Origin of the sequence: Loktanella sp. 3ANDIMAR09 (assembly GCF_001420005.1) — a bacterium.
Classification (GTDB): domain Bacteria; phylum Pseudomonadota; class Alphaproteobacteria; order Rhodobacterales; family Rhodobacteraceae; genus Loktanella.
In genome coordinates, this window is record NZ_LJAK01000001.1 from 1 (window position 1) to 24,642 (window position 24,642).

The window sequence follows — 24,642 nt, forward strand, 5'->3', positions numbered from 1 at the left end:
CACAATCATCGATTTTTCCATGTTTTCGGTGCCTTAGGGAAATTTCCGTTCACGGACCTAGCGTCCGATCGGAAGATTATGACCCCGCATCAGCGTGACCCCAGACGACTCGGGGGGCGGACATACTTATGACGATGCAGACGCGTTCCGTTTGGCCAGATAATCACGAATCCCGGTCCATTTGATCCGCACGAACAGCAACGCCAGAATCACGGCCATGTAGGCAAAGGGCTCAATCGGCCATCCTTTGACCAGCCAGATGTAATGCAGACCGCTGAGCACGACGATGGGATAGGTGAGCATATGCAGCTTGCGCCACCGCACCGGGCCCAGTTTGCGGATACTGCGGTTGTTCGATGTGATCGCCAGCGGGATCAGCAGGACAAAGGCCGCGAATCCGACGGTAACATACGGCCGCTTGATCACCTCGGTCACGACCCGGCTGACCGATTGGACATCAAGCACAGCAAAGACCAGGAAATGCGCCAGAACGAACAGAAACGCCGACAGGCCAATGGCCCGCCGGTATTTCACGAGGTTCACGCCCGTCCAGTTCCGGATCGGTGTAATAAAGAGACCGGCGATCAACATGATCAGAGCGATTTCACCGTACTGGCGTTCCAGCACGTTGATCGGTTCCACCGCGTATTGGCGCAGACCGTTCAGGGCCAGCCAGAATTCCCACAGCAGGTTCACCACGGCGAGAATGTAGATCGGCCAAGCGGGGACGACCCGCACCCAGCCGTTGATACGCGCAGCAACGGTCATCAGTAGTTCGCCGTCAGGTCCATACCGTCATACAGGCTGGCGACCTCTTCTTCGTAGCCATTGAACATCAGCGTGTCCTGACGGCTGCTGAACAGACCGCCGCCAATCAGGCGTTCGGTCGCCTGGCTCCACCGGGGGTGATCCACGGTCGGGTTCACGTTCGAATAGAATCCGTATTCACGCGCGTTGATGTTGTTCCAGGTGGTGGGCGGCTGGGTATCGGTCAGCGTGATCCGCACGATCGACTTGATCGATTTGAAACCGTATTTCCACGGCACCACCAGACGCATCGGTGCGCCATTCTGTTTCGGCATCGGTTCGCCATAGATCCCGGTGGCCATCATCGTCAGCGGATGACGCGCCTCGTCCAGACGCAGACCCTCGACATAAGGAAAGTCGATGACGTTTCGGCGGACACCCGGCATGTTCTCGGGCTGCACCACCGTTTCAAAGGCAACGTATTGCGCGCCGTCCTGCACACCGACCTTGTCCAGAATATCCGCCAGCTCGACCCCGTTCCAAGGCACGACCATCGACCAAGCCTCGACACAGCGGAATCGGTAGATGCGTTCTTCGGTTTCGAGGCCATCCAGCAGATCCGCCAAGGCATATTCACCCGGGTTATCCACCATACCGTCGATGGTCACCGTCCAAGGGTCGATCACCATTGCACTGGCGTTCTGTGCGGGATCGGTCTTGCCGGTGCCGAATTCGTAGAAGTTGTTGTAGGTCGTGATGTCCTCAAAGCTGTTGGGCACCAGTGCGTCCTGCGCCCGCGCGCCGCCTGCTACGGCAATCGCACCCAGACCTGCCGTGCCCGCGATCAACTGACGCCTGTTCAGGAACAGGGACTTTGGTGTGACGTCTGCGGGTGTCAGGTCGTTCTTCCAGCGATAGGCCATGCGGCGCTCCCTCGGTTTTTGGTGTCACTCTATATACGCACGGATTGACTGAAAGGTTTCTCACGATGCAGCCAGTCACTGAAATGCCGCACAATCAGGCGGTGAATTCAATCACGGAAACTCACGGGCAATCACACAGATGGCATTTGAAAAATAAAACTATCGCAGCTTAGTGACAGGCCTGGGTTTGACCAGTGACATGCTGCCGCAGAAGGCCACGAAACTTTCGCGCGAGAGAGGCATTGAGGGGCATACAGCGCATGACGCTGTTGGATCAAACTAGGAGACGACAAAATGCTACGCCGTACCTTTATGACGACCGCCGCCCTGATGACCTTGGGCACCGGTGCGTTTGCCGCCGCCCACGCCGCTGAAAAAGACATCGTTGATACCGCTGTCGAAGCCGGCAACTTTACCACGCTGGTCGCAGCCGTTGAGGCCGCTGGCCTGGTCGAGACGCTGAAGGGCGAAGGCCCGTTCACCGTGTTTGCACCGACAGATGAGGCATTCGCCGCGCTGCCCGAAGGCACCGTCGAGGGTCTGCTGGCAGATCCCGAAGCACTGGCCGCCGTCCTGACGTATCACGTCGTGCCGGGTGCCGTGATGTCCACGGATCTGACCGATGGCATGAACGCCGCCACCGTGAACGGTGCCGATGTCACGATCACCGTGGGTGATTCCGTGATGGTCAACGACGCAACCGTCACGACCGCCGACATCGCAGCCAGCAACGGCGTGATCCATGTGATCGACACCGTCATCCTGCCGCCGATGTAATCGCCACGTCAGCGACAGAGAAAGGCCCCGGCATTTGCCGGGGCCTTTTGCGTTGCTGGGTGTGGTTCTACAGATCGGCGATAATCGCCTCGATCTGCTGTATCCGCGTATTCGGCGCGGGATGGGTCGTCAGGAATTCGGGGCTGCGACTGCTGGCGCGGCTCATCTTTTCCCAAAAAGTCAGGGCCGCGCGCGGATCGTAGCCCGCTGCATCCATCAATGCGATGCCCAGGCGGTCTGCCTCCAGCTCATTCCGGCGCGAATAGGGCAGCAGGACACCGTATTGCACCCCCATGCCCAGGGCCGACCCGATCTGTTCACGGCCCGCGACCTCGCGTGCCCCCAATGCAGCATCCAGTACGCTCAACCCGATTTCGCTGGCCATCTGGGCCGACACGCGTTCCGCCCCGTGATTCGCCTGCAGATGCGCGATCTCGTGCCCCACGACCGCGGCCAGTTCCGCATCGGTGCTGGCAATCTGCATCATGCCTGAAAACACGCCGATCCTGTTCCCCGGCAGGGCAAAGGCATTTGGTTCGGGATTCTGAAACACCTGCCAGCGCCAACTGGCAGGATTTTCGCCAGCAGCGTCAAGCAGGCGGCGCGTCACCCGATCAAGCCGGTTCTGATAGGCCGCGTTGTTCGACACCGGCACCTGCTGCTGGATCGCATTCCATTCCTGCAATCCCATCTGCGCAACCTGCTGTTCGGACACCAGTGTCGGTCCGTCATCACAGGCCGCAAGACCCAGCGCCGCGATGCTGGCGAAAATCGTGCTGCGAATGGTCATGCTGCGCATGGGGTGCCTCCGTTGGACATGATTGCGTTTCAACACATTGCACCATGGCGCGGTTCCCCGCCATCGCGCCGTCACGGCCCGCATAAACAAAGGGGGGCAGGCAATCGCCCGCCCCCATCCGCGTTCAGTGGACGATTTCAGGTTTGGGTTGCCGGGTCGCGCTGACCCTGTCGCCCACGATCAGTCCATCTGCACCCGCGCTGATCCGGACAGTATCCCCGTCACGGACATCACCGCCCAGGATCATTTCGGCCAGATGGTCCTGAATCGCCCGTTGGATCACGCGCTTGAGCGGGCGCGCACCAAAGACCGGGTCATAGCCTTCGTCGGCAAGCCACTGCCGCGCCGCTGCATCAAGGTCGAGCGAGATGTTGCGGCTTTCCAGACGGCGTTCCAACCGCCGCAACTGGATATCGACGATCCCGCCCATGTCGTCACGGCTGAGCCGATCAAAGATGACGGTATCATCCAGCCGGTTCAGGAACTCGGGCCGGAAATGCGCCTGCACCGCTTGCATCACGTCACGTTTGGCCGCGGCGGAATCAACACCCTCTGGCAATTGGCTCAGCGCTTGCGACCCAAGGTTGGACGTCAGGATGATCAGGGTCTGCTTGAAATCCACGCGCCGCCCCTGCCCGTCGGTCAGGATACCGTCATCCAGCACCTGCAACAGGACGTTGAACACGTCAGGGTGTGCCTTTTCGACTTCGTCGAACAACACGACCTGATAGGGCCTGCGCCGCACCGCTTCGGTCAGTACGCCGCCTTCGTCATAACCGACATAGCCCGGAGGCGCGCCGATCAGACGGGACACGGCGTGTTTTTCCATGAATTCACTCATGTCGATGCGCACCATCGCGTTGTCATCGTCGAACAGATAGTCGGCCAGCGATTTCGTCAGTTCGGTCTTGCCGACGCCGGTCGGCCCAAGGAACAGGAACGACCCCAGCGGCCGCGCCTCGTCGTTAAGACCGGCACGGGCGCGACGCACGGCATTCGATACCGCGCGCACGGCAAATTCTTGGCCGATCACGCGGGCACCCAGCGCCTCTTCCATGCGCAGCAACTTGTCACGTTCGCCTTCCAGCATCTTGGACGTGGGGATGCCGGTCCAGCGTTCGACGACCTCGGCAATCTGTTCAGGGCGCACGGCATCCTCGACCACCTGATCGTCACCGTCGGTTTCCGCCAGCTTGCGTTCCAGCTGGGGGATCACGCCATAAGACAGCTCTCCGGCCTTGGCGAGGTTGCCCTCGCGCTTGGCGATGTCCAACTCGGCGCGGGCGCGGTCCAGCTGTTCCTTGACCTCGCGCGCGCCTTCCAGCTTGTCACGCTCGGCCTGCCAGGCGGCCGTCATTTCCGAAGCGCGTTCCTGCAATTCGGCCAGATCCTTTTCCAGCCGGGCCAGCCGTTCCTTGGACGCGGCATCGTCTTCCTTGCGCAGGGCCTCTTGTTCGATCTGCTTTTGCATGATGTCGCGGTCCAGCGCGTCCAGTGCCTCTGGCTTGCTGTCCACTTCCATCCGCAGCCGGCTGGCGGCCTCGTCCATCAGGTCGATCGCCTTGTCGGGCAGGAACCGGTCGGTGATGTAGCGGTGCGATAGTGTGGCAGCAGCGACCAATGCGGCATCCGCGATCCGCACGCCGTGGTGCAGCTCGTATTTCTCCTTGATGCCACGCAGAATGCTGATGGTATCCACAACGGTCGGTTCCTCGACCATGATCGGCTGGAACCGCCGCGCAAGGGCCGCATCCTTTTCGACATACTTGCGGTATTCGTTCAACGTCGTCGCGCCCACGCAGTGCAGCTCGCCACGGGCAAGGGCGGGTTTGATCAGGTTGGCCGCGTCCATCGCACCATCCGATTTGCCCGCACCCACCAGCGTGTGCATCTCGTCGATGAACAGGATCACCTCGCCTGCGGCGGCCTCGATCTCCTTGAGGATCGCCTTGAGACGTTCTTCGAATTCGCCGCGGTATTTCGCACCAGCGATCAGCGCACCCATGTCCAGCGCCATCAGGCGCTTGTTACGCAGGCTCTCCGGCACGTCGCCATCGACGATCCGCAGGGCCAGACCCTCTGCGATTGCGGTTTTGCCGGTGCCGGGTTCGCCGATCAGCACAGGGTTGTTCTTGGTCCGGCGCGACAGCACCTGCATCGCGCGGCGGATTTCCTCGTCCCGGCCAATGATCGGGTCGATTTTTCCTTCGCGGGCGGCTTCGGTCAGGTCGCGGGCGTATTTGTTCAGCGCGTCATAGCCGTCTTCGGCGCTTGCGCTGTCGGCCGTGCGCCCCTTGCGCACGTCGTTGATCGCGCTGTTCAGACCCATGGCCGTTACCTTGCCCGCGTCCAGCGCATCCTTGGCCTTGGATTTGACCACGGCCAGCGCCGTCAAAATACGTTCGACGGGAACAAAGCTGTCACCGGCCTTGGACGCCAGCTTTTCGGCCTCGTCCAGCACCTTGGCCGTCAAGGTATCGACGTAGATCTGGCCACTGCCGCCAGTGACGCTTGGCAGTTTGGCCACGGCGGCATCGACGGCGGCACGCACTGCCGCAGCATCGCCAGCGGCCCGGGTGATCAGATTGTTGGCCAGACCCTGTTCGTCGTCCATGACGGCCTTCAACAGGTGTTCGGGCAAGACGCGCTGATGATCTTCGCGCATCGCGATGGTCTGGGCAGCCTGTATGAAACCGCGCGACCGTTCCGTGAATTTTTCGAGGTTCATGTCATCTCTCCTGTAAAGCACCCTGTCTCGGCGCCCGCTTTGCGGCACGCCCGTTCTGGGCCTCAGAACAGAAATGGGTGGGGTCAGCAGGTGTTGCAAGTCTGCCGCAGTCGATTTCTACGCGCCTCAAACGCAAAACGCGGCCCGCAATCGGGGCCGCGTTTCGTCAGGTCATCAAGACCTAGATCAGTTGTTGGTCAGCGCATTGCCGTCAGCACCTTCGGGACCGGAAGGTGTCGGAAAGAACGGTGCAGCACCACCGTCCGGATCAGGACCGCCTGCGGCACCCTGATCGGGATCGACGACCTCGTCGATGACCAGACCGCTTTCGGTGGTGACGCTGTCGTCGCCCTCGGTCTGTGCAGGTGCATCCTCGGTTGCGGCCTCTGCATCAGCACCCGTGGGGGCCTCGGCTGCCGTGTCAGACGTCGGGGTGGTCGTGGCATCGGTATCTTCGGGCGTGACGGCATTGCCGCTTTGCTCTTCGACCGCTGTATCGGGATCGGGCGCGTTTTCACCGACGGTGTCACCATCGGTCGCCTCTTCCACGGCCTCGGATGCGGCGTTGTCGCTTGCTTCCTCAGCCGGTGCAGCTTCTTCTTCAGCCGGTGCAGTTTCCTCCTCAACCGGTGCAGCTTCTTCTTCAGCCGGTGCAGCCTCTTCCTCGGCCGGTGCGGCCTCTTCCTCAGCCGGTGCAGCCTCTTCCTCAGCCGGAGCAGCCTCTTCCTCAGCCGGTGCGGCCTCTTCCTCAGCCGGTGCGGCCTCTTCCTCGGCCGGAGCAGCCTCTTCCTCGGCCGGAGCAGCTTCTTCCTCCGCCGGAGCAGCTTCTTCCTCCGCCGGAGCAGCTTCTTCCTCCGCCGGTGCAGCCTCGTCCTCAGCCGGTGCGGCCTCTTCGGTCATGTCGTCTGCGGCAGGCTCTTCCATGGCGTCATCAGCTGTGGCCGGTTCGTCCTCTTCGACGACATCGACCTGCGGACCGGACCCTACAGCCTCTCCGACATGCGGCGATGTCGCCGCGATGGCGATTGCGATCAGTGCCGCGGCACCGACCCCGAGGCCGACAATCATGAAAAACGGGTTGCCGGACATACCGCCAGTTGAATTCGCCATCTGTGTCTCATCCTTCATCTTTCGCCTGATCCGGCGCGTTCATCTATAAATAGGGTTTCGCGGGATGTGGTCAATTCAGACCGGCCCGTCACATTGCCCTTTTTCGGTTCCTTCCCTAAACGACATTTACCCGCAAAAAGGAAGTTGCCATGTCCCTGCCCGCCGATGACCGTCTGATTGTCGCCCTTGATGTGCCCAATGTGATTGCAGGGCTGGAACTGGCGCAAACCCTCGGGGATGCAGTGTCATTCTACAAGATCGGATTGGGCATGTTGACCGGTGGCGGCCTCGCGCTGGCCAACGAACTCAAGCAGGACCAGGGCAAGCGTATCTTTCTGGACATGAAGCTGTTCGACATCGGGGCCACGGTCGAGGCTGCGGTGCGGGGGTTTGCCCAGTTCGACATCGATTTCCTGACAGTCCATGGCGATCCTCATGTGGTGCGCGCCGCCAAACAGGGGGCCGCCGGGAGTGATCTGAAAATCCTTGCCGTGACGATCCTGACGTCGCTGGACCGCGCCGATCTGGACGCGTCCATGATCCGCAGTGGCGCGCTGCCCGATCTGGTGGTCGAACGTGCAAGCCGCGCCTTTGACGCAGGCGCTGACGGCATCATTGCATCCCCCCAAGAGGCCGCAGCGATCCGCGCCCTGCCCGAATCGCAAGGCCGCCTGATCGTCACACCGGGGGTGCGTCCGTCGGGTGCTGCATTGGGGGACCAGAAACGCGTCGCCACACCACAAAGCGCCATACAGGACGGGGCCGACCACATCGTCGTCGGCCGCCCGATCTGGCAAGACAAGGACCCCAAGTCAGCCGCGCAATCGATTCTCGCGCAGATGAATGCCTGCCCATAGCAATCAGGCGATGTAAACGTTTTTTATACGAGCCCGGAACTTTTTCCGCAGACGGCTCGTTACTCTTGCAACAGTCAGGGCCAAGCAACGGAATTCGCTGGCCTTTTGCGCAGGAGTAACACGATGACACAGATCAACCTCGGTTCCGTCAGCTACAACGCCACCGCCGGCGCATTCGAAGCACGCGTCGACATTCGGCGTGCAGGCCAGACGTACCGCTATCCCTGCCAGGTCGCAGGCCCGATGACGATGGACATGGAACGCGTCAAATCCGGCCTTGCACGCCACGCCTTGCGCATGTCCGACAGCGGATCGAACCTGCTGTCCCACGTCTGAACCCCATCCCTTCCGAAGGTTCGGCTGCGATCCCTGCCTCTGTCCCAAGAGTGGTCGCACCCCTTGGCCGACCTTTTACTGTGGGCCCGTCACATCATGGCGGGCCCATTTTTTAGTCATTGATATCGCGGTCCCAGACCTTGGGTTTGGACCCCGGAAGTCCAAAGACCCGGCGCATCGCCAGATAGGCCAGCAATGACAGGACCGCAAAAATCACCAGCACCCAGGCCAGCGCGTTGATTGGCGCAACCAGCAGGATCAGTGCGAGTGCGGCCGCGCCAGCAGCGAAGCCCAGGAAGATATAGCCCGGCACCATCACCTCGAGCGTGGCAAGTGCCAGCGCCGCCGACATCCAGACCCACCAGACAGACCACAACGCCATCAGACCTTGCCCCGCAGCATTTTGAACGCGTTGCCAAAGGCCTCGACCGCGTCGGCGGGCAGGATGATGGTCTGCTTGCCCGGCCCCGACCCCAGCTTGTTCAGCGCCTCGACCTGTTTCAGTGCAACCTGATATTGCGCGGCTTCCAATCCGTTTTCTGCGATGGCGACCGCCACCACCTGCGTGGCATAGGCTTCGGCGTCGGCCAGAACGCGACGGGCCTTGGCCTCTTGCTCGGCGGCGTAAAGGTCGGCATCAGCCTGCAATTCGACCGACCGCTTCTTGCCCTCGGCCTCGGTCACCTGGGCGCGGCGGGCGCGTTCGGCGTTCAGCTGTTGCAGCATCGCGGCACGGGTGGCGGCATCCAGGTTGACGTCCAGAATTTCAGCGCGCGTCACCTCGATCCCCCAGTCATCCACCTGTTGGGCCAGCTGTTCGCGCACGGCGGCAATCACGCTGGACCGGTTGGATTGCACCTGGTCCAGTTCCATACGACCGACCTCTGACCGGACGATGCCTGCGACCGTGGTGCCGATGGCACCGTCCACATCGCGAATCCGGTAAACCGTCTTTTCGGGTTCGATGATGCGGTAGAACACGCTCGTTTCCACCTGCACCAACACGTTGTCCGATGTGATCGCGTCCTGCTGCATCGTGGGCAACTGACGTTCCAGGATGCTGACCTGATGTTTGACCCTGTCCAGGAACGGAATGATGAAATTGATCCCCGGCCCCAGCACGGCCCGCAGGCGGCCCAGGCGTTCGACAACGAATTTTTCGGACTGCGGCACGATCCGGACACCCGCAAGAATGCAGACGATCAAAAAGATCGCAAGCAGGATCAGAACCAGATTGTCAGCCAAAATTTGCAAAAACACGTCCTCGACCATGATCGCCCCCAGATTGTTGCGACAGAGCTATGTTAGCACGGGATGCGTTGCAATGATCCAGTTTGACCCAGCGCGGTCGATTTTACGCTGCTCGCAAATCATTTGACCAAACCGCGGACAGGGTAGAAACTAAAGAACGCCGCCGGACCTGGGTCCGACGACGTTCAGCCCTGTAGCCAACAGGACGGGAACAGGTGCCGCAGCCGGGAAGCGAGGCACCCACCGGACCGACTGGAAACAGTCGACCGATCCCTATGCCCCGGCGCATGACGCGCGCCGGGGAAACACTTGTCAGACCTGCTTCAGATCCGTGATGGACATGTCCCACGACAGCGGCGTGGGGTCGGGTTGCTGCCTGCTCTCTTCGGGCAGGGCGCGTCCGATCAGCGCGATGATTGCGATCACCGCCCAGATCGACAGAACCACGATCGCGGCATAGCCTGCCCCCTTGAGCATCAGCATCAGCACGTCACCAGCCAGCCGGGACTTGTTGCTGACGCCCAGCAAGTTGGTCGAAGTTTCGTCGCTACTCATATCGCACGCTCCTTAGTTGACTGGCGCATAGCCGTGGATCTGTGCCCAGGCGAACCAGTTGTCGACAACCGTGCCGGTCAGCAGGATCCCGATGCCGCCGGTCAGCGGCGTCAGGACAGCGAACCACCAGGCCCAGCGGTGAATGCCTTCCATCGTGGCGTTGAACCCCATGGTCCAGCGCCAGAACAGGGCGGCGCGTTCCGTGGCCGTGCCGCGGTCCACGATCTGTTCCAGCTCTCGGTCGCCGCCGAAACGGCTAACGGCCAGAATGGTTGCGCCATGCATCGCGAACAGCAGGGCAGAGCCATAAAGGAATGCGATCGAAAGCGCGTGGAACGGATTGTAGAACAGGTTTCCGTAGGTGATCGAAAACAGGTTGGTCCAATCGAGGTGGCTGAACACGCCGTAGGGGACGCCTTCGGACCAGCTGCCCATGGCAATCGGACGAAAGAAGTTCAGCACAAAGATCAGCCACAACAGTGCCGCAAAGGCCCAGCTGACGTGGTGTCCCATGCCCAGCGCCGTGGCGCGGGTATAGGTGCGGATCCACCATGCGATGCATCCCACCCCAAAGAAGAAGCTGGAAATCAGCCACCAGCCGCCTTCGTCCAGCGGGGCAAAGCCCAGACCATAATCGGCCGACGGCGGGTCCAGCGACAGCCAGAACAGATCGCGCAAGAAGATCCCCGGCGAATAATCCGCCTGATCCCAGAACGCCATGCCGATGATAAAGAACCATGCAGCAAATCCGATGACCGCGACCAGACCGTATGGCCCCAGATGAACCGGGCCGATCTGGGCGTTGCCGAAAATACCCGCCAGCGTCGAAAAGCCCGCCTTCTTGGACCGTTCGAAATCGGTGGTCAGATCGCCTTCGCTGACGCCCATTTCGGGAGGACCCTGAACCTGGACGGCCGTAAAGATGTTTTGATACTCAGGCATGTCTCATTCCTCCTTACAGGTTCACCCACCAGGGCAGTTCGTAATACCAGTCCCACCAGACGATCCATTCCTCGAACCAGATGGTGCCGGAAATCACGATGCAGACGGCCGACCAGAAACCGGCCATCAGCGCCAGGAACAGGCCCAGACGGTGGATGCCCAGCGGCCCGATCGAATAACCGATGAGATCGCGGAAATAGGTGTCTTCGTGATCGGGCGAACGCACGATGTCGCCCTTGCGCGCGGGGTTCATGGCCGACAGGATCAGCGATCCATGCAACGCCAGCGCCAGCGCCGTGATCCAGAAGAAGCTGATCGCGACCATGTGGGCGGGGTTATAGTGGAAGTTGCCGTAGGCATATCCCACGTTGTTGACCCAATCGAGGTGGCTGAAGATGCCGTAGGGAAATCCGTGACCCCAGGCGCCCATCAGGACGGGGCGGATGATGACCAGTGTGACATAGGCGAAAATCGCGACGCCGAATGCGAACGGCACGTGATAGCCGATGCCCAGCTTGCGACAGATTTCGACCTCTCGCATCATCCAGCCGACAAAGGCGAACACGGCGCAGATGGTGATGATCTGCCACAACCCGCCTTCCAGCAGTGGCGCGGCCCCAAGGCCCACCTCCAGGCTGGGTGGATCGATGGAAATCAACCACGGGTTCCAGGTCGGTCCCTGGCTTGCACCGTAGAAAATCAGAATTGTGCCCAAGGCCGAAAAGAAGAAGGTCACGACCCCGAAGAAGCCGACATAAAACGGCCCCACCCAGAAATCGAACAGGTCTCCTCCGACAAGCGTCCCGCCGCGGACGCGGTATTTTCGCTCGAAGCTGAGTTGCGCCATTATGCGTCCCCTCGTTGCGTGACGCGGCCCCCATGGCCGTATCGTTTGTTGTTTACCGAGGGCGGGTCACCCCGCCCTCGGCGAAGTTTCAATGCTTATTCAGCGGCCATTTCGCTACCGAATGCACGGTTGAACCAGTTCGTCTCCGGATTGCTCAGCAGGACGAGGTGAATCATCGCTGCCAGCAGAAAAAGGAAGACGCCCTGTGCCACGAAAACGCGGCGCGGATCGAAAATGAGCCAGATCTTGTAGAACTGTGCCATGATAGGTCTCCTTTAGCTCCAGTTGAACCAGGGCAGTTTGATGTACGTCAGTACGTGAGCGACGACTGCGACCGCGGTAAAGATCGCAAATCCGCTCATGTAGACTGTGTGCAGCTCCTGCGCTTGCTCGTCTGTCAGACCTGTAAAGGACAGGTCAGTTTTATCAGCCATCGTTAGTCTCCAACTTTGAACTGACGCCGCGCACCCCGGCGGCCGGGTCTTACGAGGGCTCCTCCCTCGTGGTATCCGCAAGTCCGGGGACCGGCGAAATTCGAAACGCTAGGCACTGAAGATGTGCGGCGTGATGATGCGGGCCTGGCTCCAGGCGCTGGCGATGGGGCCCTTTTCGGGCAGCTCCATCCGGCGCGCGGCCTTCAGCACCCATGTCAGCAGCGACAGCGGCAGCGTCGCCGCAAAGATCAGCGCGAAATACGCATAATACTCGCGTTTCGGCGGTGCCGTGCGGTCGCGGACCATCTGGTTTGTGGTGAAGTCAGTCATGTCTGTCCTCCTGATTGAAGCGCCGCCACGGTGGTCAGCACCACGCGGTCGTCCCCGTTGTCGCGGGCCGATTTTTCAGCGGCGTCGCGCAATGATTTGGCCGCCGAGATCCGGGTCAGGATCGGATGGCTGGCCACGATTTCATCCAGACGCGCCTGTGCGTCGGCATCCCACGGCAATTGCCGTGTGGTGGTCGGTGTCGCCGGGCCCGCGTCCATGTCGGACCCCAGCGGCAGGATGTGGAACAGGGCATCGAACAGCCCGTTGCAAACCTCTTGCAGCAGGTAGGTCGCGCCCGCATAGCCCATGAACGGCGTGCCGGTGTGCCTGCGGATTGCGGCCCCGGGAAAACTGGCGGGAATGAACGCAGGTGCCGGACCAAACCCGGCCTTCATCTCGGCCATGTACATTTTCTCGTTGATCGAACCCAAGACGATCAGCGGACGTTTGGTGTGCATCATGTGCCGCACCTCGTCGTTGTTCGTCTTTTTCCCGCGCACACGGGACACGGCAAAGGCACAGGGAAACCCCAAATCGGTTTCCAGGTAATTGCGGATACCGCGGGTGTAGGTTTCGTTCGCGACCACGGCGAATTCGCATGTCGCAAAAAAGTCCTGCGTGACCGACCGCCACAGATCCCAGATCGGTTTCAGCGTGGAATGCTTTTCCTGCTCAATAAATGGTTCAGGGTCGAGGCCCAGCAAACCACCCAAAGTGCGCAGAAATTTCGTCGTCTGTTCGATCCCCATGGGGGCTTGCAGATATGGCTTGCCCAGCACCTCGCACAAACCGCGACCGAATTCGCGGTACATGCAAATGTTGACGTCGGCATTCACAAGGTTGCGCATCTCGGCCAGATGGCTGCCCAGTGGCATGACCATGTTGACGTCAGCGCCGATGCCTTCGACCAGACGCCGGATTTCGGCCAGGTCGGACGGCATGTTGAACGTGCCGTACATCGGACCCAGGATGTTGACCCGCGGGGCCGCACCCTCTTCGCGCTTTTTCTCGGGGGGCATACGCCCCTTGGTCTGGCCGAATTCGGTGAACAGCCATGTCATCGCACGGTCCGCCGATTCCCACTGATCCTCGTCAATGGTGCGCGGCAGGAAACGCTGGATATTGGTCCCCTGCGGCGTGACACCGCCCCCGATCATCTCGGCAATGGACCCGGTCACGACAACCGCGGGCAGTGCCGGATCCAACACCTGCCAGGCGCGTTTCATCGCCGCTTCGGTGCCTTCGCCCATCTCGGTCTCACCCAGACCGGTGACGACGATCGGCAGCTCGTGCGGCGGCAACCCGTCTGTGTAATGCAGAACAGAGGTCACAGGCAGGTTTTCACAACCCACAGGACCGTCAATGACAACCTGCAGACCCTTGGTGGCGCAGAACGCGTAGACAGCCCCCCAATACCCGCCTGCCCGGTCATGATCCGTGACTAGCATGGGGCGGCCCTCCGCATCATCTTGCCCGAAATACTCCGGGGTCCGGGGCAGCGCCCCGCGAGGGGTGGGTGGGCGGGCCCACCCACCACATATGAACGGGATGCAGACATCATATCATCTGCTCCGCTTTGGCGGCGCGGGCCTGTTTATCCAGCTTCTTCTGGTGCTGGGCACGAAAATCGGGTCGCAGGTTGGGTGCGCCTTCCCAGACACCGGCTGTGTCGCCATGGCCCACACCCTCGAAAAAGCCCTTCATCCTGGCCATCCGGTCGGTATTGCTCATCGCGGCGGTGACAACCTGTTGCAGGCTGCCCGCCCCGGCAGGCCCCATCAGGGGCCGGGCGGAAATCAGGTTGGTGAAATACAGCGCCGGGATGCCCAGCTCCTTGGCCTTTTGCACGACCGGCGTCGTGCCGATCGCAAGGTCGGGACGCACGCCTTCCATGGCCGACAGATCATCCTCGAGGCTCGCACGGAATTTGACTTTGACGCCCTTCGCCTCCAGCCAGGCTGCATCATCGGCAGACCAGGGCGTCTTGGGGCAAGCCGTGCCCACGTAGGGCACATGTGCGCCGCTTTCGATCAGCAGCCGTGCGACCAGCAATTCAGAGCCCTCATAGCCCGACACCGTGATCGTGCCCTTGACCTGCGCCCCGGACAGAGCGCCCTTGATCGCAGGCAGGAAAGCGTTTTGTGCAGCAGCGATTTTGTCAGCAGCGATACCGTAAGCGTCGCCGATACCCGCCAGCCATGCGGCGGTGCCATCCAGTCCGACTGGTGCAGAACCGACAACCCTGCGGCCGGCGGCCTGAAATTCGCGCACGCTTGCGGTGTAGAACGGATGGATCGCCGCCGCGACGCCACAGTCGAGTGCTGCGTAGAGCTCACGCCATTCACGGGTCGGGACAGTTGGACCGGCAGACAGGCCCATCGGGGCCAGCATGGCACCGATCATCATCGGATCGGCGGGGAACATTTCGCCCAACAGGGCGACGGCGGGCAGATCCGATGCTGCGCGCTCGGGGCGCGCGACGGGTCCGGCCTCTGCCTCGGCACGGGCATAGTTCAGCATCGCCCCTGCGAGAACGTCCTTTGCCTCGGCATGGGTGGGGATGCCGAAACCGGGCACATCGATTCCGATGATGCGCACGCCGTTGATGTCCCTGGGCAGCAACCGCAGCGGCACACCGGACGCGGTCGGCACGCAGAGGTTCGTCACCACGATCGCGTCGTAGCGATCGGGATCTGCCATGTCGTGAACGCTTTCGCGGATGTCCTCGAACAGCTTGCCCGTGACCAGCGATTCAGAATTGAACGGCACATAACCAACAGACCGGCGCGCGCCGTAGAAATGCGACACGAACGTCAGGCCGTAGACGCAGCAGGCAGAACCCGACAGGACCGTCGCCACGCGTTTCATCCGCAAACCGACACGCAGCGACCCGAATGCGGGGCACATCGATTGTGGCTGGTCGTGCGGTCCCTTGGGATAATCGACCGCATATTGGTCGAGAATGTCGGATTGGCCCGCATTGCGCGCGGCGGTGTCCAGTTCGGATTTCGATGCGCACAGACCTGCGTCAGCAGGGGGCTCTGCCCCCGATGCTATCGCATCTCCCCCGGGATATTTTTGACCAGAAGAAGCCGGGGCCGCGGTCACCATGACCGCGCCGGAAGCGTCCTTGCTGACGTGAAATCCCTCACGCATCGTCATAGATGACCTCGAGGCTGTCCTTGATGGCACCATGCTTGCCGCGCATGTCCGTGTCGGTGGCGGGCACCAGTTCATAGTCGCCGCCCGTGTCCTTGCTGTCGAACAGGGCGAGCAGGCCGTCCTGATCCAGCGGCGTCGGGCGGACGGGGGGCGCGATGCCCACGGCCTCTGCCAGGCCCTCGAACATCGGGCCCCACTGCGATTTATGCGTGCCGACAATCTGATAGTTCGCCGATTTCTTGCGCAGATCATCGTCTTGGGGGATGGCGGACAGGACCGGGATATCGACGGCCTTTGCAAAGGCTTGCGCCTCACCGGTGCCATCGTCCTTGTTGATCACGAGGCCCGCGACCCCGACGTTGCCGCCCATCTTGCGGAAATATTCCACTGCAGAGCAGACGTTGTTTGCCACATACAGAGATTGCAGGTCGTTGGACGCCACCAGGATGACCTTTTGCGCCATGTCCCGTGCGATGGGCAGACCAAATCCGCCGCAGACCACGTCGCCGAGAAAATCGAGCAGGACGTAATCGAAATCCCAATCGTGAAAGCCGAGCTTTTCCAGCAGTTCGAACCCGTGGATGATACCGCGGCCACCACAGCCGCGACCGACCTCCGGCCCGCCGAGTTCCATCGCAAACACGCCGCCGCGCTTGAAACAGACGTCACCGATCTTGACCTCTTCGCCGGCCAGTTTCTTCTTTGAAGAGGTTTCGATGATCGTGGGACAGGCCTTGCCGCCGAACAGCAAAGAGGTCGTGTCGGATTTGGGATCGCAGCCGATCAGCAGCACGCGTTTGCCCATTTCGGCCATCATGTGCGACAGGTTCGCCAGCGTGAAGGATTTGCCGATGCCACCCTTGCCGTAGATCGCGATGATCTGCGTCTTGGACGTGGGTTCCCCCTGAGGCACCTCGAGCGTGGCCTCTGCATTGGCCTCGTCGCGCAGGGTGCGATCGTAATCCTTGAGGTTCGGGATTTCGTCTTTCATGCGGCGTTCCAATCGAGGATCATTTTCAGGCAAGCGGTGTCGGTAAAGGCCGTATGATAGGCCTCTGCCGCGTCACGCGCCGGGCGCGTGTGGGTGATGAGGTCGGACAGGTTCAAAAACCCGCCCTCGACCAGGTCGCGGGTGGCGATCATGTCGGAGGCCTGCCATTCGGCGGCGATGCGGATGCGGGCTTCGCGCATGAAAGCCGGGGCAAAGGCGAACTGGATCGGATCGGTATAGAACCCGGCCAGCGTGATCTCGCCGGCCTTGGCCAGCCGACCGATGAGGTCCGGCAGCAGGCTGGCCTGGCCGGACGCGTCGTAGATCGCGTTGTAATCGCGGCGCTGATCGGTGGCGGGATCGAGGACATCATACCCCTGCGCACCACCACGCCGCGCGGGGTCGATGTCCCAGACGGTCGGGGCGGGAGCGCCAGACAGCACGGTCAGACGGGCCAGCAGGCGACCCAGAGTGCCGTGGCCCACAATGAGGTCAGGAGCGGATTTACCAGCGCCCGTCATCGCGTGATAGGCGGTCGCGGCGAGGGCCAGCAAGGCACCGGCAGGCCCGTGGCCTGCGTCCATTTCCGTGACCCGCGCAGCCGGTGTGACCAGTGTCGCTGCAGAGGCCCCGAACAGACCATGCGCATCGCGGTAGCAGGTGGCACCGGGAACAAAGACGGTTGCACCGACAGGCACTGTCGGGTCATGCGATTCGACGACCTCTCCCGTTGCCTCGTAGCCGGGCACCAGCGGGTAGCCCATGCCGGGAAACGGCGGCATCGCACCGGACCAGAACAGCTTTTCGGTTCCGGTGGAAATGCCCGAGTGGCGCACAGCCACGACAACATCCCCGGCAGACGGCGGCGTCAAGGCCACCGATTCGACACCGATACGGCGCGGCTCATGCAAGAGGATGGCGTCAGTATTCACGAAGCTTTCCCACGTTTCCCACAGGATCGTTGCGACCTTGGGGCAACTGTCACTTTAACCTGACGCGGCGTTGTGTCAACCCGGTTAGACATTACATGTGTCAACTTGGGTTTACACCCGTCACGACACCCGTGACGAAGGGCCGCGCGGATCGTGGCATCCGGACATCCCCGAATCCGGCCTGCACCAAGAGGTCTGACACCTGCCCCCGAGACCGCGCCGCACCCGTGCGCATCGCCTGGCAATAGAGCGCAAAATAAGCATCTCCGGCACGCGTCGGGCGCGGGCCCCCGGTCATGGGCTCTGACACGATGATGCGTCCGCCCGGCGGCAGTGCGCCCCGGATCGACCGCAGCAGCGCCACCACCGTATCGTCCGCATGGTCGTAGAGAACCCGCACAAGGGTGATGACATCTGCGCCTTTTGGCAGCGGATCGTCGCGGAATGATCCCGCATGGATTGTCGTGCGCGCCGACAGCCCGGCCTGCGCGAATCTCTGCCGGGCGGCGGGCACGACGGCAGGCAGGTCAAACAGCATCAGCTGTGGCGCAGCGTGCCGCGCACCGACTGCCGTCAGAAACGCACCCGTGCCACCCCCGACATCCATGATGCAGCGCGCGCGCCCCAGATCCACCGCATCCAGCGTATCCTGCGCCACCAGCGACTGACTGTCAGCCATCAGCTGTGAATAGGTCTGCGCCACGGCTGGGTCAGCCGCACCGCCCGCACCAAAGACATAGGGCCAGAAATCCGCGAGCTCTGTGGTCACCTCATCGCGGAAAAAGGCGACCGGGTCCGACAGGTCGCGGTAGAGGACATCGTGGTGCGCGATCATCTGCTGCAACCCCGGCACACCGGCCAGCGCAGCCCCCCGCGTCGTCAGCTGCCACAGGCCGCGCCTCTGCCGCAGCAGACCCAGACTGGCCGCGCCATTCAGCAACAGCGTCATGTTGCGCAGCGGGACCGAGGCACGTTGCGCCAGCGCCGCCGTCGGTGACGGGGCGTCGAGCAATTGCGCCGGTATGTCGAAACGCACAAAGGCCTGCAAAATCTGACTGTGGCAAAACCCGGCGACCAGATCGAACATCGCCTCGCCTTCGCGCCGGACAAGGCGACGCAGCAGCGGAATGCGGGCACAGCGCGCCTGAAACACAGGATCAGCCATCAGGCGGGTCCAGCGCGAGGTCCGCATACCCGGTCGCGCAGGCCGGTCGTCGATCGCCGTCATTCGCCCGGCACGGGTTGTCTGGCGACCGCAGGCACCAACCGGTCAGCATAGGCGCGCACCATGCCCGCCAGCGCCGCCTCTCCGGGGCAGGCCGGGATTGATGCGATGGCACCGCCCAGAACGTCGTCGAACCGCGCCACAGCCCCCCGCACCCCTAGCGCCGCAACGGCGTTCGGCCGTCCGTGCAGATCGTCCTGACCGGCAGGTTTGCCCAGATCAGAGGCGCTGCACAGCGCGTCGCGCAGATCGTCCGCAACCTGAAATGCCTCACCGATCCGGTCGCCCAGTTCTTCCCACGGCTCCGCCTCCTGGCCCGCCGCGATGGCACCCATCGTCGTCGCCGCAATGAACAGCGCACCGGTCTTGGACCGGTGATAGGCCGCGAGGTCGATGGCGTCCTCGCTCTCCCACCCTTGTCCTGCGCAGATGCCGTCCGGCATCCCGGTGCGTGTCGCCAGCGCGTCGATCAATGCAATCGCGCGCGCGGGGTGCTGTGCCGCCGCACGTGCGAGGGTCTGAAACCCCATCACGATCAGGCTGTCACCCGCCAGAACTGCCAGCGGCTCGGAATAGGCGCGATGGACCGACGGCTTGCCCCGGCGGGTGTCGGCATCGTCAAAACAAGGCAGGTCGTCATGCACGAGGCTGGCGCAATGGATCAATTCAAGCGCGGCCGCAGCCGCATCCGCGAGCGACGGCGCATCATCGCCACAGGCGCGCGCGACGGACAAAAGAATCGTGGGCCGGATACGTGCGCCCCCCGGCGCAGTGGCGTAATCCAGCGCCGCAGCAAGCCGCGTGGGTGCCAGCCCGCCCCGCCCGGTTGCGATGGCCCGCTGAATAGCGGTTTCGATCCGTTGGGTCAGTGGCATTGGACGCACTCCGCAGGTTGTCATTTATTTCTGACAGCTTTGTGTAAATCAGACTGGACAGTTTTGGGCCTGCTGTCAACAATGCACCATGACATCGCGCACGACCCCACCCGTCATTGCCATCGTCGGCGCCGGTATCGGCGGGCTGGCCGCAGCATTGCGACTGGCACAGGCCGGCGCACGCGTGACGGTATTCGAGGCGCAACCGACCCCCGGCGGCAAGATGCGCACGATCGCCAGTGCGGCCGGCCCGATCGACGCAGGACCCACCGTGCTGACAATGCGCGGGGTCTTTGACGACCTGTTTGCCGCAGCCGGGTTGCAGCTGGACGACCACGTCACGCTGACGCCGCTGGATACGTTGGCCCGCCACTATTGGCCGGACGGCACGATGCTGGACCTGATGGCCGATCCCAACGACAGCCTGGCGCGGGTGGCCGATGTCTTTGGGCCGCGTGCCGCTGATGAATTGCGCCGGTTTTCGGCCCGTGCGGTGCGGCTCTTTGATGCCTTCGAGGGCCCGATGATGAAAACCGCCGCACCCGGACTGGCCGCCATGGCGGGACGTGTCGCGCGGCAACCGGGCCTTGCGCTTGACATGGCCCCGCATCTCTCACTGGCTGGGCTGGTGCGGCGCAGCTTTGGCGACCCGCGGCTGGCGCAGTTGTTTGCACGCTACGCCACCTATGTGGGCGGCGCGCCGCAGCAGTCACCCGCATTGCTGTCGTTGATCTGGGCGGCAGAGGCACGGGGGGTGTGGACCGTCACGGGCGGCATGCATCAACTGGCCGTAACGCTCGCGCGACTGGCACAAGAGGCGGGGGCAAGGTTTCACTACAACACGCCTGTCCACCGCCTTGCGGCACAAGGCGGCAGGGTCGCCAGACTGGAATACACCGGCGGCACCCTCGACGTGGATGCGGTCTTGTTCAACGGCGACCCGCAGGCCATCGCCCAAGGCCTGCTGGGTCCGGCAACGCGTCCGACCGTCAGACCCGAAAACATCCGGCCGCGCAGCCTGTCCGCCCATGTGGCAAGTTTCGCCGCCACACCTCGGGGCCTGCCACTGGCGCATCACACCGTGCTCTTTGCCGACACGCCCAACGTCGAATTCGATGAGATCGCCAAGGGCCGCACCCCCGCAGATGCCACGCTCTACCTGTGTTCGCAGGACCACGGCCATGTCGCCGCCGATGCGCTGCACCGGTTTGAAATCATCCGCAACGCACCGCCCCTGCCCACCGACAAGAAGGAAGACGACCAATGCAAGACCATGATGTTCGATCGGATGCGGCAGTTCGGCCTGACCTTCAGTCCGGGGCCGGTGACGATCACCGGGCCGCAGGAATTCGCGACGCTGTTTCCGGCCAGCGACGGCGCGTTGTACGGGCGATCCCCGCAGGGGACGATGGCGGCGTTTCAGCGCCCGACCGCGCGCACGACCCTGCCGGGACTGTACCTGTGCGGGGGCGGGGCGCACCCAGGGGCGGGGGTGCCGATGGCCGCACTCTCCGGCCAGCATGCGGCAGAGGCGATGAAACACGACCTGTCTTTGACCTAGAGGTTCCACCCGACGGCTATGCCTGGTGGTATGTCGATGGCGTCAGCCATGACGGCAAACGGGCCGTCAGCGTGATCGGATTTATCGGATCGGTGTTTTCGCCGTGGTACAAATGGTCTGGCCGCCGCGATCCTGCGAACCACTGCTGCATCAATGTCGCCACCTACGGACCCGGTGCCCGGTTCACCATGACCGACCGAGGCCGCGCGGCCTTGCGCACCACTGACGACGCGCTGACCGTCGGCCCTTCATCCATGCATTGGCAGGACGGCAAACTGGAGATTTCCCTCGACGAAATCAGTGGTCCCCCCATCATCAGCCGGGTGCGCGGCACGATCACGCTGACGCCGCAAGCGGTGACCGGGGTGGAATTGCCGCTGACCACGGACGGCGCGCATATCTGGCGCCCCTTTGCGCCCATCGCCGATATTACCGTCGATCTGGAGGCCGATGGCTGGCAATGGGACGGTCATGGCTATTTCGACGCCAATTTCGGCACCCGCGCGCTGGAGGCGGATTTCGATTTCTGGACATGGGGGCGATACCCGACAGCCACCGGAGCCACGTGTTTCTATGATGCGACCCTGCGCGATGGCAGCGGGTTCGAAACCGCAATCGCCTTTGACCGTGATGGCGGTGCGGCCCATGTCGCCGCCCCCCCGCTGACCCCGTTCAAACGGTCCCTGTGGCAGGTGAAACGTGAAACGCGGGCCGATCCCGGTGTCACGCCGAAACAGCGGTTGAACATGCTTGATGCGCCGTTCTATTCGCGCAGCACCGTGGACACCGTGCTGAACGGCGAAGCCGTCACCGGCGTGCACGAGGCGCTGGACCTGACCCGCTACCGGCAACCGCTGCTGAAACCGATGCTGGCCTGTCGGGTGCCGCGCCGCGCGGGCTGGACGTTCTAGCCCAGCGTCACGACAGCACCACCCGCCGCGGCCGCATCCTCTGCATCATGCGTGACCATCAGCACGGGCAGATCGCGGTCGCGCGCGCGGGCAAAGACCAGATCGCGGACCTGCGCGCGCAGCGCTGCATCCAGACGGGAAAACGCTTCGTCCAGCAGCAGGGCACAGGGATCTGACAGCAGCATCCGCATCAAAGCGACCCGCGCCTTTTGCCCCCCCGAGAGCGTTGCGGGATCGCGGTCGGCAAAACCCGCCAGATCGACCTCGGCGAGGGCCGCATCCACCTTGGCGCGGCGCTGGCTACGGCTGCCGCCGGGCCGCAGGCCAAAGGCCAGGTTTTCGCCCACGCTCAGATGGGGAAACAGCAGGTCGTCCTGAAACAGGATACCGATCATGCGTTGGTGCGGTGCGGCGTCCGTCACGTCGCGGCCATCCAGCAGGACGCGCCCGGTGGCGGCAAAGGCAGGGGGAAGCGTGCCGGTGACAAACGACAGCAACGTCGATTTGCCCACACCGGACGGCCCCATGACCGATAGCACCTGCCCCGGCCCGATATGCCAGTCCAGCGACACCATCGGCGCGCCGTTTTTCGAGATGCGGACATCCTGCAGGGTCAGCCCCTTATCCATGTTGCAGTCCTTTGCGGTTGCGCCAGATCAGCGCGGGTATGCCAAGGGCCAGCGCGAATGGCACCAGCGCCGCCGCGGTCTGCATCAGCCCGTAGGTCGCGATGGCCCGTCTGTCCCCACCAGAGGCAAGTGCCACCGCCTCGGTCGTCAGGGTCGATACCCGGCCGCCGCCGATCAGCAGCGTGGGCAGATATTGTCCGACACTGACCGACAGGCCAATGGCCGTGGCCGTCAGCAACGGGCGCAACAGCATCGGCAGGCGCACGCGCCACAGCACCCTGTCGGGCGAGGCCCCCAAGGCCGCCGCAACGGTCGCGTTGCGCACGTCCCATGCGCGAAACGGATCGGCCAGCGACAGGTAGACATAGGGCAAAACGAAGACAAGATGCGCCAGCATGACCGGTGCCTGCCCAGTGTCTGCACCCGCATTCAAGAGCAAGGTCTGAAGCCCCGGCAAAAACGCCGTCTGCGGAATGATCAGCGGCAGATACAGCAACCACATGCCGCGCCGCGTCATACGCAAACCGTGCCGATGCTCGGCCTCCAGACAGCCGATCGTCAGGACCAATGCCACGGCAGTGACGCTGATGGCGATCACGGCGGTCTGCGTCAGTGCGTCGCCCAATCCGGCGGCATGGCGCATCCAGTTTTTCAATGTCAGCGCGTCAGGCATCGCATCGGGGAATCCCCAGAACCCCGCAAACGACCAGACCACCAGCACGGCAATTCCCCCAGCAATCGCAAAGGCCGCGGTCGCTGACAGGCCCAGTGCCGTGGCGGCGATCGCGCGGTCACCGCAAAACCGCCCGCCAGTAGCGATCCAGCGCCGTCCCGCCCAGGCGACGACGCCTTCGGCCAGCCGCCAGACGGCCAGTGCCGCGATCACCAGCGCCAGTTGCAGCAGGGCCCCCGCATTGGCCAGCAGGCGGGCCGCGAAATCCGGCTCTCCCATCCAGCGGACAATCTGCACGGACAGCGGCGGCGGCGTGTTCGGCCCGAGGATCACCGCCACGTCAACAACGCTCATGCCGTAGGCCAGCACGACATAGACCGGCAGACGAATCTGCGCATAGACGCGCGGAAAGACGCATTTCAGCCACCCCGTGACGCGCCCATACCCAAGGGACGCGGCGATCGTGCGGGCGCGAGGCGCGTCGGTCTGCCCCAGTGCTGCCAGTGTCATCAGCAGCAGGAACGGAATTTCCTTGATGACCAGGCCCGCCGTCATGGTCAGACCCCACGTGTCCTGCACGATCAACAGGTCGGGCGGCCGGTCCCACCCGGTCAACCAGGGCGAGGTGGCCCGCGCCACCCAGCCCGAGGGCGCGATCAGGAACGCAAGGCCAAAGGCCGCCGCCGCATGCGGCACCGACAGCAGCGGCGACAGCGCGCGTTCCAGCGCGCGGAACGCCGCCGTGCCGGACCAGCCTGCAACCAACCCCATGACGATGGCCAATGCGATGGCCGTCGTCGTGATCCCTGTTGTCAGCGACAGCGTCACCGCACGCGGCAACCCCGGCCAGTCAAACAGGCCGCGCATCGCCTCCAGCGACGGGCCGGTCAGCCCCGCTGCGGGCAGATGGCCAAAAGCAGGCAGCACGGTGCCATAGAGACCCGCCACCACCGGCCCCAACATTGCAACCAGCGTCAGCGCCGGCAGGACCGGCAACAACCGCCGCCGGGTCACAAGACGACCCGGCATGTGCAAACGCCCCCGAAA

26 protein-coding genes are annotated in these 24,642 nt (G+C 63.0%); 5 read left to right on the forward strand and 21 right to left on the reverse strand.

Annotation, left to right across the window (positions count from 1 at the left end; all coding sequences use genetic code 11):
• Window positions 1-126: 126 nt before the first annotated feature.
• Entirely contained in the window at window positions 127-768 is a 642-nt protein-coding gene (locus AN189_RS00005; protein ID WP_056029134.1) for a sulfite oxidase heme-binding subunit YedZ, read from the reverse strand.
• Window positions 768-1,670, reverse strand: a complete 903-nt coding sequence (gene msrP, locus AN189_RS00010; protein ID WP_056029137.1) for a protein-methionine-sulfoxide reductase catalytic subunit MsrP — start codon at window positions 1,668-1,670, stop codon at window positions 768-770. Before msrP ends, AN189_RS00005 begins: the two co-directional genes overlap by 1 nt.
• A 294-nt stretch (window positions 1,671-1,964) precedes the next feature.
• Here msrP and AN189_RS00015 point away from each other — a divergent pair, with 294 nt between their 5' ends.
• Entirely contained in the window at window positions 1,965-2,447 is a 483-nt protein-coding gene (locus tag AN189_RS00015; RefSeq protein ID WP_056029140.1) for a fasciclin domain-containing protein, read from the forward strand.
• 67 nt (window positions 2,448-2,514) lie between these two features.
• On the opposite strand, the gene AN189_RS00020 is transcribed toward AN189_RS00015, so the two are convergent.
• The 3 genes from AN189_RS00020 to AN189_RS19455 all read right to left on the reverse strand — a co-directional run bounded on the left by AN189_RS00020 (window position 2,515) and on the right by AN189_RS19455 (window position 7,084).
• Window positions 2,515-3,246, reverse strand: a complete 732-nt coding sequence (locus AN189_RS00020) for a M48 family metallopeptidase (RefSeq protein WP_172794822.1) — start codon at window positions 3,244-3,246, stop codon at window positions 2,515-2,517.
• 124 nt (window positions 3,247-3,370) lie between these two features.
• Window positions 3,371-5,974 carry an ATP-dependent chaperone ClpB gene (clpB, locus tag AN189_RS00025; protein ID WP_056029143.1) on the reverse strand — a complete coding sequence of 868 codons (2,604 nt, stop codon included), beginning with the start codon at window positions 5,972-5,974 and terminating at the stop codon, window positions 3,371-3,373.
• A 186-nt stretch (window positions 5,975-6,160) separates the two neighbouring features.
• Window positions 6,161-7,084 (reverse strand): hypothetical protein, encoded by a 924-nt coding sequence (locus AN189_RS19455; RefSeq protein ID WP_216597712.1) that lies wholly within the window; start codon window positions 7,082-7,084, stop codon window positions 6,161-6,163.
• A 149-nt stretch (window positions 7,085-7,233) separates the two neighbouring features.
• Between AN189_RS19455 and pyrF the strand changes: the two genes are divergently transcribed.
• Both pyrF and AN189_RS00040 read left to right on the forward strand, forming a co-directional pair.
• Window positions 7,234-7,941 carry an orotidine-5'-phosphate decarboxylase gene (pyrF, locus tag AN189_RS00035; RefSeq protein WP_056029149.1) on the forward strand — a complete coding sequence of 236 codons (708 nt, stop codon included), beginning with the start codon at window positions 7,234-7,236 and terminating at the stop codon, window positions 7,939-7,941.
• Window positions 7,942-8,064: 123 nt separating this feature from the next.
• Window positions 8,065-8,277 (forward strand): hypothetical protein, encoded by a 213-nt coding sequence (locus tag AN189_RS00040; protein WP_056029152.1) that lies wholly within the window; start codon window positions 8,065-8,067, stop codon window positions 8,275-8,277.
• Window positions 8,278-8,389: 112 nt separating this feature from the next.
• Here the strand turns inward: AN189_RS00040 and AN189_RS00045 are convergent, their stop codons facing one another.
• From AN189_RS00045 to AN189_RS00110, 14 genes are all read right to left on the reverse strand, one after another.
• Window positions 8,390-8,659, reverse strand: a complete 270-nt coding sequence (locus AN189_RS00045; protein ID WP_056029155.1) for a hypothetical protein — start codon at window positions 8,657-8,659, stop codon at window positions 8,390-8,392.
• Window positions 8,659-9,549, reverse strand: a complete 891-nt coding sequence (locus AN189_RS00050; protein WP_056029158.1) for an SPFH domain-containing protein — start codon at window positions 9,547-9,549, stop codon at window positions 8,659-8,661. The genes AN189_RS00045 and AN189_RS00050 overlap by 1 nt, the downstream gene beginning before the upstream one ends.
• 291 nt (window positions 9,550-9,840) lie before the next feature.
• Window positions 9,841-10,083, reverse strand: a complete 243-nt coding sequence (gene pufX / locus AN189_RS00055) for an RC-LH1 core complex protein PufX (protein WP_056029161.1) — start codon at window positions 10,081-10,083, stop codon at window positions 9,841-9,843.
• Window positions 10,084-10,095: 12 nt separating this feature from the next.
• A complete protein-coding gene (gene pufM, locus AN189_RS00060; RefSeq protein ID WP_056029164.1) occupies window positions 10,096-11,025 on the reverse strand; it encodes a photosynthetic reaction center subunit M in 930 nt (309 codons plus the stop codon).
• A gap of 13 nt (window positions 11,026-11,038) precedes the next feature.
• A complete protein-coding gene (gene pufL / locus AN189_RS00065; protein WP_056029167.1) occupies window positions 11,039-11,872 on the reverse strand; it encodes a photosynthetic reaction center subunit L in 834 nt (277 codons plus the stop codon).
• A 95-nt stretch (window positions 11,873-11,967) separates the two neighbouring features.
• Window positions 11,968-12,135, reverse strand: a complete 168-nt coding sequence (pufA, locus tag AN189_RS00070) for a light-harvesting antenna LH1, alpha subunit (RefSeq protein WP_056029170.1) — start codon at window positions 12,133-12,135, stop codon at window positions 11,968-11,970.
• A 12-nt stretch (window positions 12,136-12,147) separates the two neighbouring features.
• A complete protein-coding gene (gene pufB / locus AN189_RS00075) occupies window positions 12,148-12,306 on the reverse strand; it encodes a light-harvesting antenna LH1, beta subunit (RefSeq protein WP_056029173.1) in 159 nt (52 codons plus the stop codon).
• Between the two features lie 108 nt (window positions 12,307-12,414).
• Window positions 12,415-12,636 carry a cytochrome PufQ gene (pufQ, locus tag AN189_RS00080; RefSeq protein WP_056029176.1) on the reverse strand — a complete coding sequence of 74 codons (222 nt, stop codon included), beginning with the start codon at window positions 12,634-12,636 and terminating at the stop codon, window positions 12,415-12,417.
• Window positions 12,633-14,084, reverse strand: a complete 1,452-nt coding sequence (gene bchZ / locus AN189_RS00085; RefSeq protein ID WP_056029179.1) for a chlorophyllide a reductase subunit Z — start codon at window positions 14,082-14,084, stop codon at window positions 12,633-12,635. Before bchZ ends, pufQ begins: the two co-directional genes overlap by 4 nt.
• 109 nt (window positions 14,085-14,193) lie before the next feature.
• Window positions 14,194-15,792, reverse strand: a complete 1,599-nt coding sequence (bchY, locus tag AN189_RS00090) for a chlorophyllide a reductase subunit Y (protein WP_253279516.1) — start codon at window positions 15,790-15,792, stop codon at window positions 14,194-14,196.
• Window positions 15,785-16,789, reverse strand: a complete 1,005-nt coding sequence (locus AN189_RS00095) for a chlorophyllide a reductase iron protein subunit X (RefSeq protein WP_056029182.1) — start codon at window positions 16,787-16,789, stop codon at window positions 15,785-15,787. The genes bchY and AN189_RS00095 overlap by 8 nt, the downstream gene beginning before the upstream one ends.
• Window positions 16,786-17,721: a chlorophyll synthesis pathway protein BchC gene (bchC, locus tag AN189_RS00100; protein WP_056029185.1), complete on the reverse strand. Its 936-nt coding sequence runs from the start codon at window positions 17,719-17,721 to the stop codon at window positions 16,786-16,788. The genes AN189_RS00095 and bchC overlap by 4 nt, the downstream gene beginning before the upstream one ends.
• Before the next feature lie 100 nt (window positions 17,722-17,821).
• The gene (locus AN189_RS00105) at window positions 17,822-18,949 is read right to left on the reverse strand and encodes a methyltransferase (RefSeq protein WP_056029187.1); all 1,128 of its coding nucleotides are present in this window, start codon (window positions 18,947-18,949) and stop codon (window positions 17,822-17,824) included.
• Window positions 18,946-19,821 carry a polyprenyl synthetase family protein gene (locus tag AN189_RS00110; protein WP_056029190.1) on the reverse strand — a complete coding sequence of 292 codons (876 nt, stop codon included), beginning with the start codon at window positions 19,819-19,821 and terminating at the stop codon, window positions 18,946-18,948. The genes AN189_RS00105 and AN189_RS00110 overlap by 4 nt, the downstream gene beginning before the upstream one ends.
• A gap of 88 nt (window positions 19,822-19,909) precedes the next feature.
• On the opposite strand from AN189_RS00110, the gene crtD reads away from it, so the two are divergent.
• Window positions 19,910-21,382, forward strand: a complete 1,473-nt coding sequence (gene crtD / locus AN189_RS00115) for a 1-hydroxycarotenoid 3,4-desaturase CrtD (protein ID WP_056029192.1) — start codon at window positions 19,910-19,912, stop codon at window positions 21,380-21,382.
• 71 nt (window positions 21,383-21,453) lie between these two features.
• Window positions 21,454-22,293 carry a carotenoid 1,2-hydratase gene (gene crtC, locus AN189_RS00120; RefSeq protein WP_056029195.1) on the forward strand — a complete coding sequence of 280 codons (840 nt, stop codon included), beginning with the start codon at window positions 21,454-21,456 and terminating at the stop codon, window positions 22,291-22,293.
• Here the strand turns inward: crtC and AN189_RS00125 are convergent.
• Both AN189_RS00125 and AN189_RS00130 read right to left on the reverse strand, forming a co-directional pair.
• Window positions 22,290-22,922: an ATP-binding cassette domain-containing protein gene (locus tag AN189_RS00125; protein ID WP_056029198.1), complete on the reverse strand. Its 633-nt coding sequence runs from the start codon at window positions 22,920-22,922 to the stop codon at window positions 22,290-22,292. The two genes, crtC and AN189_RS00125, sit on opposite strands and share 4 nt — an antisense overlap.
• Window positions 22,915-24,624, reverse strand: a complete 1,710-nt coding sequence (locus AN189_RS00130) for an ABC transporter permease (RefSeq protein WP_056029201.1) — start codon at window positions 24,622-24,624, stop codon at window positions 22,915-22,917. Before AN189_RS00130 ends, AN189_RS00125 begins: the two co-directional genes overlap by 8 nt.
• Window positions 24,625-24,642: the final 18 nt, after the last annotated feature.

What these genes read in the sequence shown, in the direction of transcription:
- AN189_RS00005 (WP_056029134.1), bottom strand. Translation starts at nt 768, where the DNA reads ATGACCGTTGCTGCGCGTATCAACGGCTGGGTGCGGGTCGTCCCCGCT.
- msrP (WP_056029137.1), bottom strand. Translation starts at nt 1,670, where the DNA reads ATGGCCTATCGCTGGAAGAACGACCTGACACCCGCAGACGTCACACCA.
- AN189_RS00015 (WP_056029140.1), top strand. Translation starts at nt 1,965, where the DNA reads ATGCTACGCCGTACCTTTATGACGACCGCCGCCCTGATGACCTTGGGC.
- AN189_RS00020 (WP_172794822.1), bottom strand. Translation starts at nt 3,246, where the DNA reads ATGCGCAGCATGACCATTCGCAGCACGATTTTCGCCAGCATCGCGGCG.
- clpB (WP_056029143.1), bottom strand. Translation starts at nt 5,974, where the DNA reads ATGAACCTCGAAAAATTCACGGAACGGTCGCGCGGTTTCATACAGGCT.
- AN189_RS19455 (WP_216597712.1), bottom strand. Translation starts at nt 7,084, where the DNA reads ATGGCGAATTCAACTGGCGGTATGTCCGGCAACCCGTTTTTCATGATT.
- pyrF (WP_056029149.1), top strand. Translation starts at nt 7,234, where the DNA reads ATGTCCCTGCCCGCCGATGACCGTCTGATTGTCGCCCTTGATGTGCCC.
- AN189_RS00040 (WP_056029152.1), top strand. Translation starts at nt 8,065, where the DNA reads ATGACACAGATCAACCTCGGTTCCGTCAGCTACAACGCCACCGCCGGC.
- AN189_RS00045 (WP_056029155.1), bottom strand. Translation starts at nt 8,659, where the DNA reads ATGGCGTTGTGGTCTGTCTGGTGGGTCTGGATGTCGGCGGCGCTGGCA.
- AN189_RS00050 (WP_056029158.1), bottom strand. Translation starts at nt 9,549, where the DNA reads ATGGTCGAGGACGTGTTTTTGCAAATTTTGGCTGACAATCTGGTTCTG.
- pufX (WP_056029161.1), bottom strand. Translation starts at nt 10,083, where the DNA reads ATGAGTAGCGACGAAACTTCGACCAACTTGCTGGGCGTCAGCAACAAG.
- pufM (WP_056029164.1), bottom strand. Translation starts at nt 11,025, where the DNA reads ATGCCTGAGTATCAAAACATCTTTACGGCCGTCCAGGTTCAGGGTCCT.
- pufL (WP_056029167.1), bottom strand. Translation starts at nt 11,872, where the DNA reads ATGGCGCAACTCAGCTTCGAGCGAAAATACCGCGTCCGCGGCGGGACG.
- pufA (WP_056029170.1), bottom strand. Translation starts at nt 12,135, where the DNA reads ATGGCACAGTTCTACAAGATCTGGCTCATTTTCGATCCGCGCCGCGTT.
- pufB (WP_056029173.1), bottom strand. Translation starts at nt 12,306, where the DNA reads ATGGCTGATAAAACTGACCTGTCCTTTACAGGTCTGACAGACGAGCAA.
- pufQ (WP_056029176.1), bottom strand. Translation starts at nt 12,636, where the DNA reads ATGACTGACTTCACCACAAACCAGATGGTCCGCGACCGCACGGCACCG.
- bchZ (WP_056029179.1), bottom strand. Translation starts at nt 14,084, where the DNA reads ATGCTAGTCACGGATCATGACCGGGCAGGCGGGTATTGGGGGGCTGTC.
- bchY (WP_253279516.1), bottom strand. Translation starts at nt 15,792, where the DNA reads ATGCGTGAGGGATTTCACGTCAGCAAGGACGCTTCCGGCGCGGTCATG.
- AN189_RS00095 (WP_056029182.1), bottom strand. Translation starts at nt 16,789, where the DNA reads ATGAAAGACGAAATCCCGAACCTCAAGGATTACGATCGCACCCTGCGC.
- AN189_RS00105 (WP_056029187.1), bottom strand. Translation starts at nt 18,949, where the DNA reads ATGACGGCGATCGACGACCGGCCTGCGCGACCGGGTATGCGGACCTCG.
- AN189_RS00110 (WP_056029190.1), bottom strand. Translation starts at nt 19,821, where the DNA reads ATGCCACTGACCCAACGGATCGAAACCGCTATTCAGCGGGCCATCGCA.
- crtD (WP_056029192.1), top strand. Translation starts at nt 19,910, where the DNA reads ATGACATCGCGCACGACCCCACCCGTCATTGCCATCGTCGGCGCCGGT.
- AN189_RS00125 (WP_056029198.1), bottom strand. Translation starts at nt 22,922, where the DNA reads ATGGATAAGGGGCTGACCCTGCAGGATGTCCGCATCTCGAAAAACGGC.
- AN189_RS00130 (WP_056029201.1), bottom strand. Translation starts at nt 24,624, where the DNA reads ATGCCGGGTCGTCTTGTGACCCGGCGGCGGTTGTTGCCGGTCCTGCCG.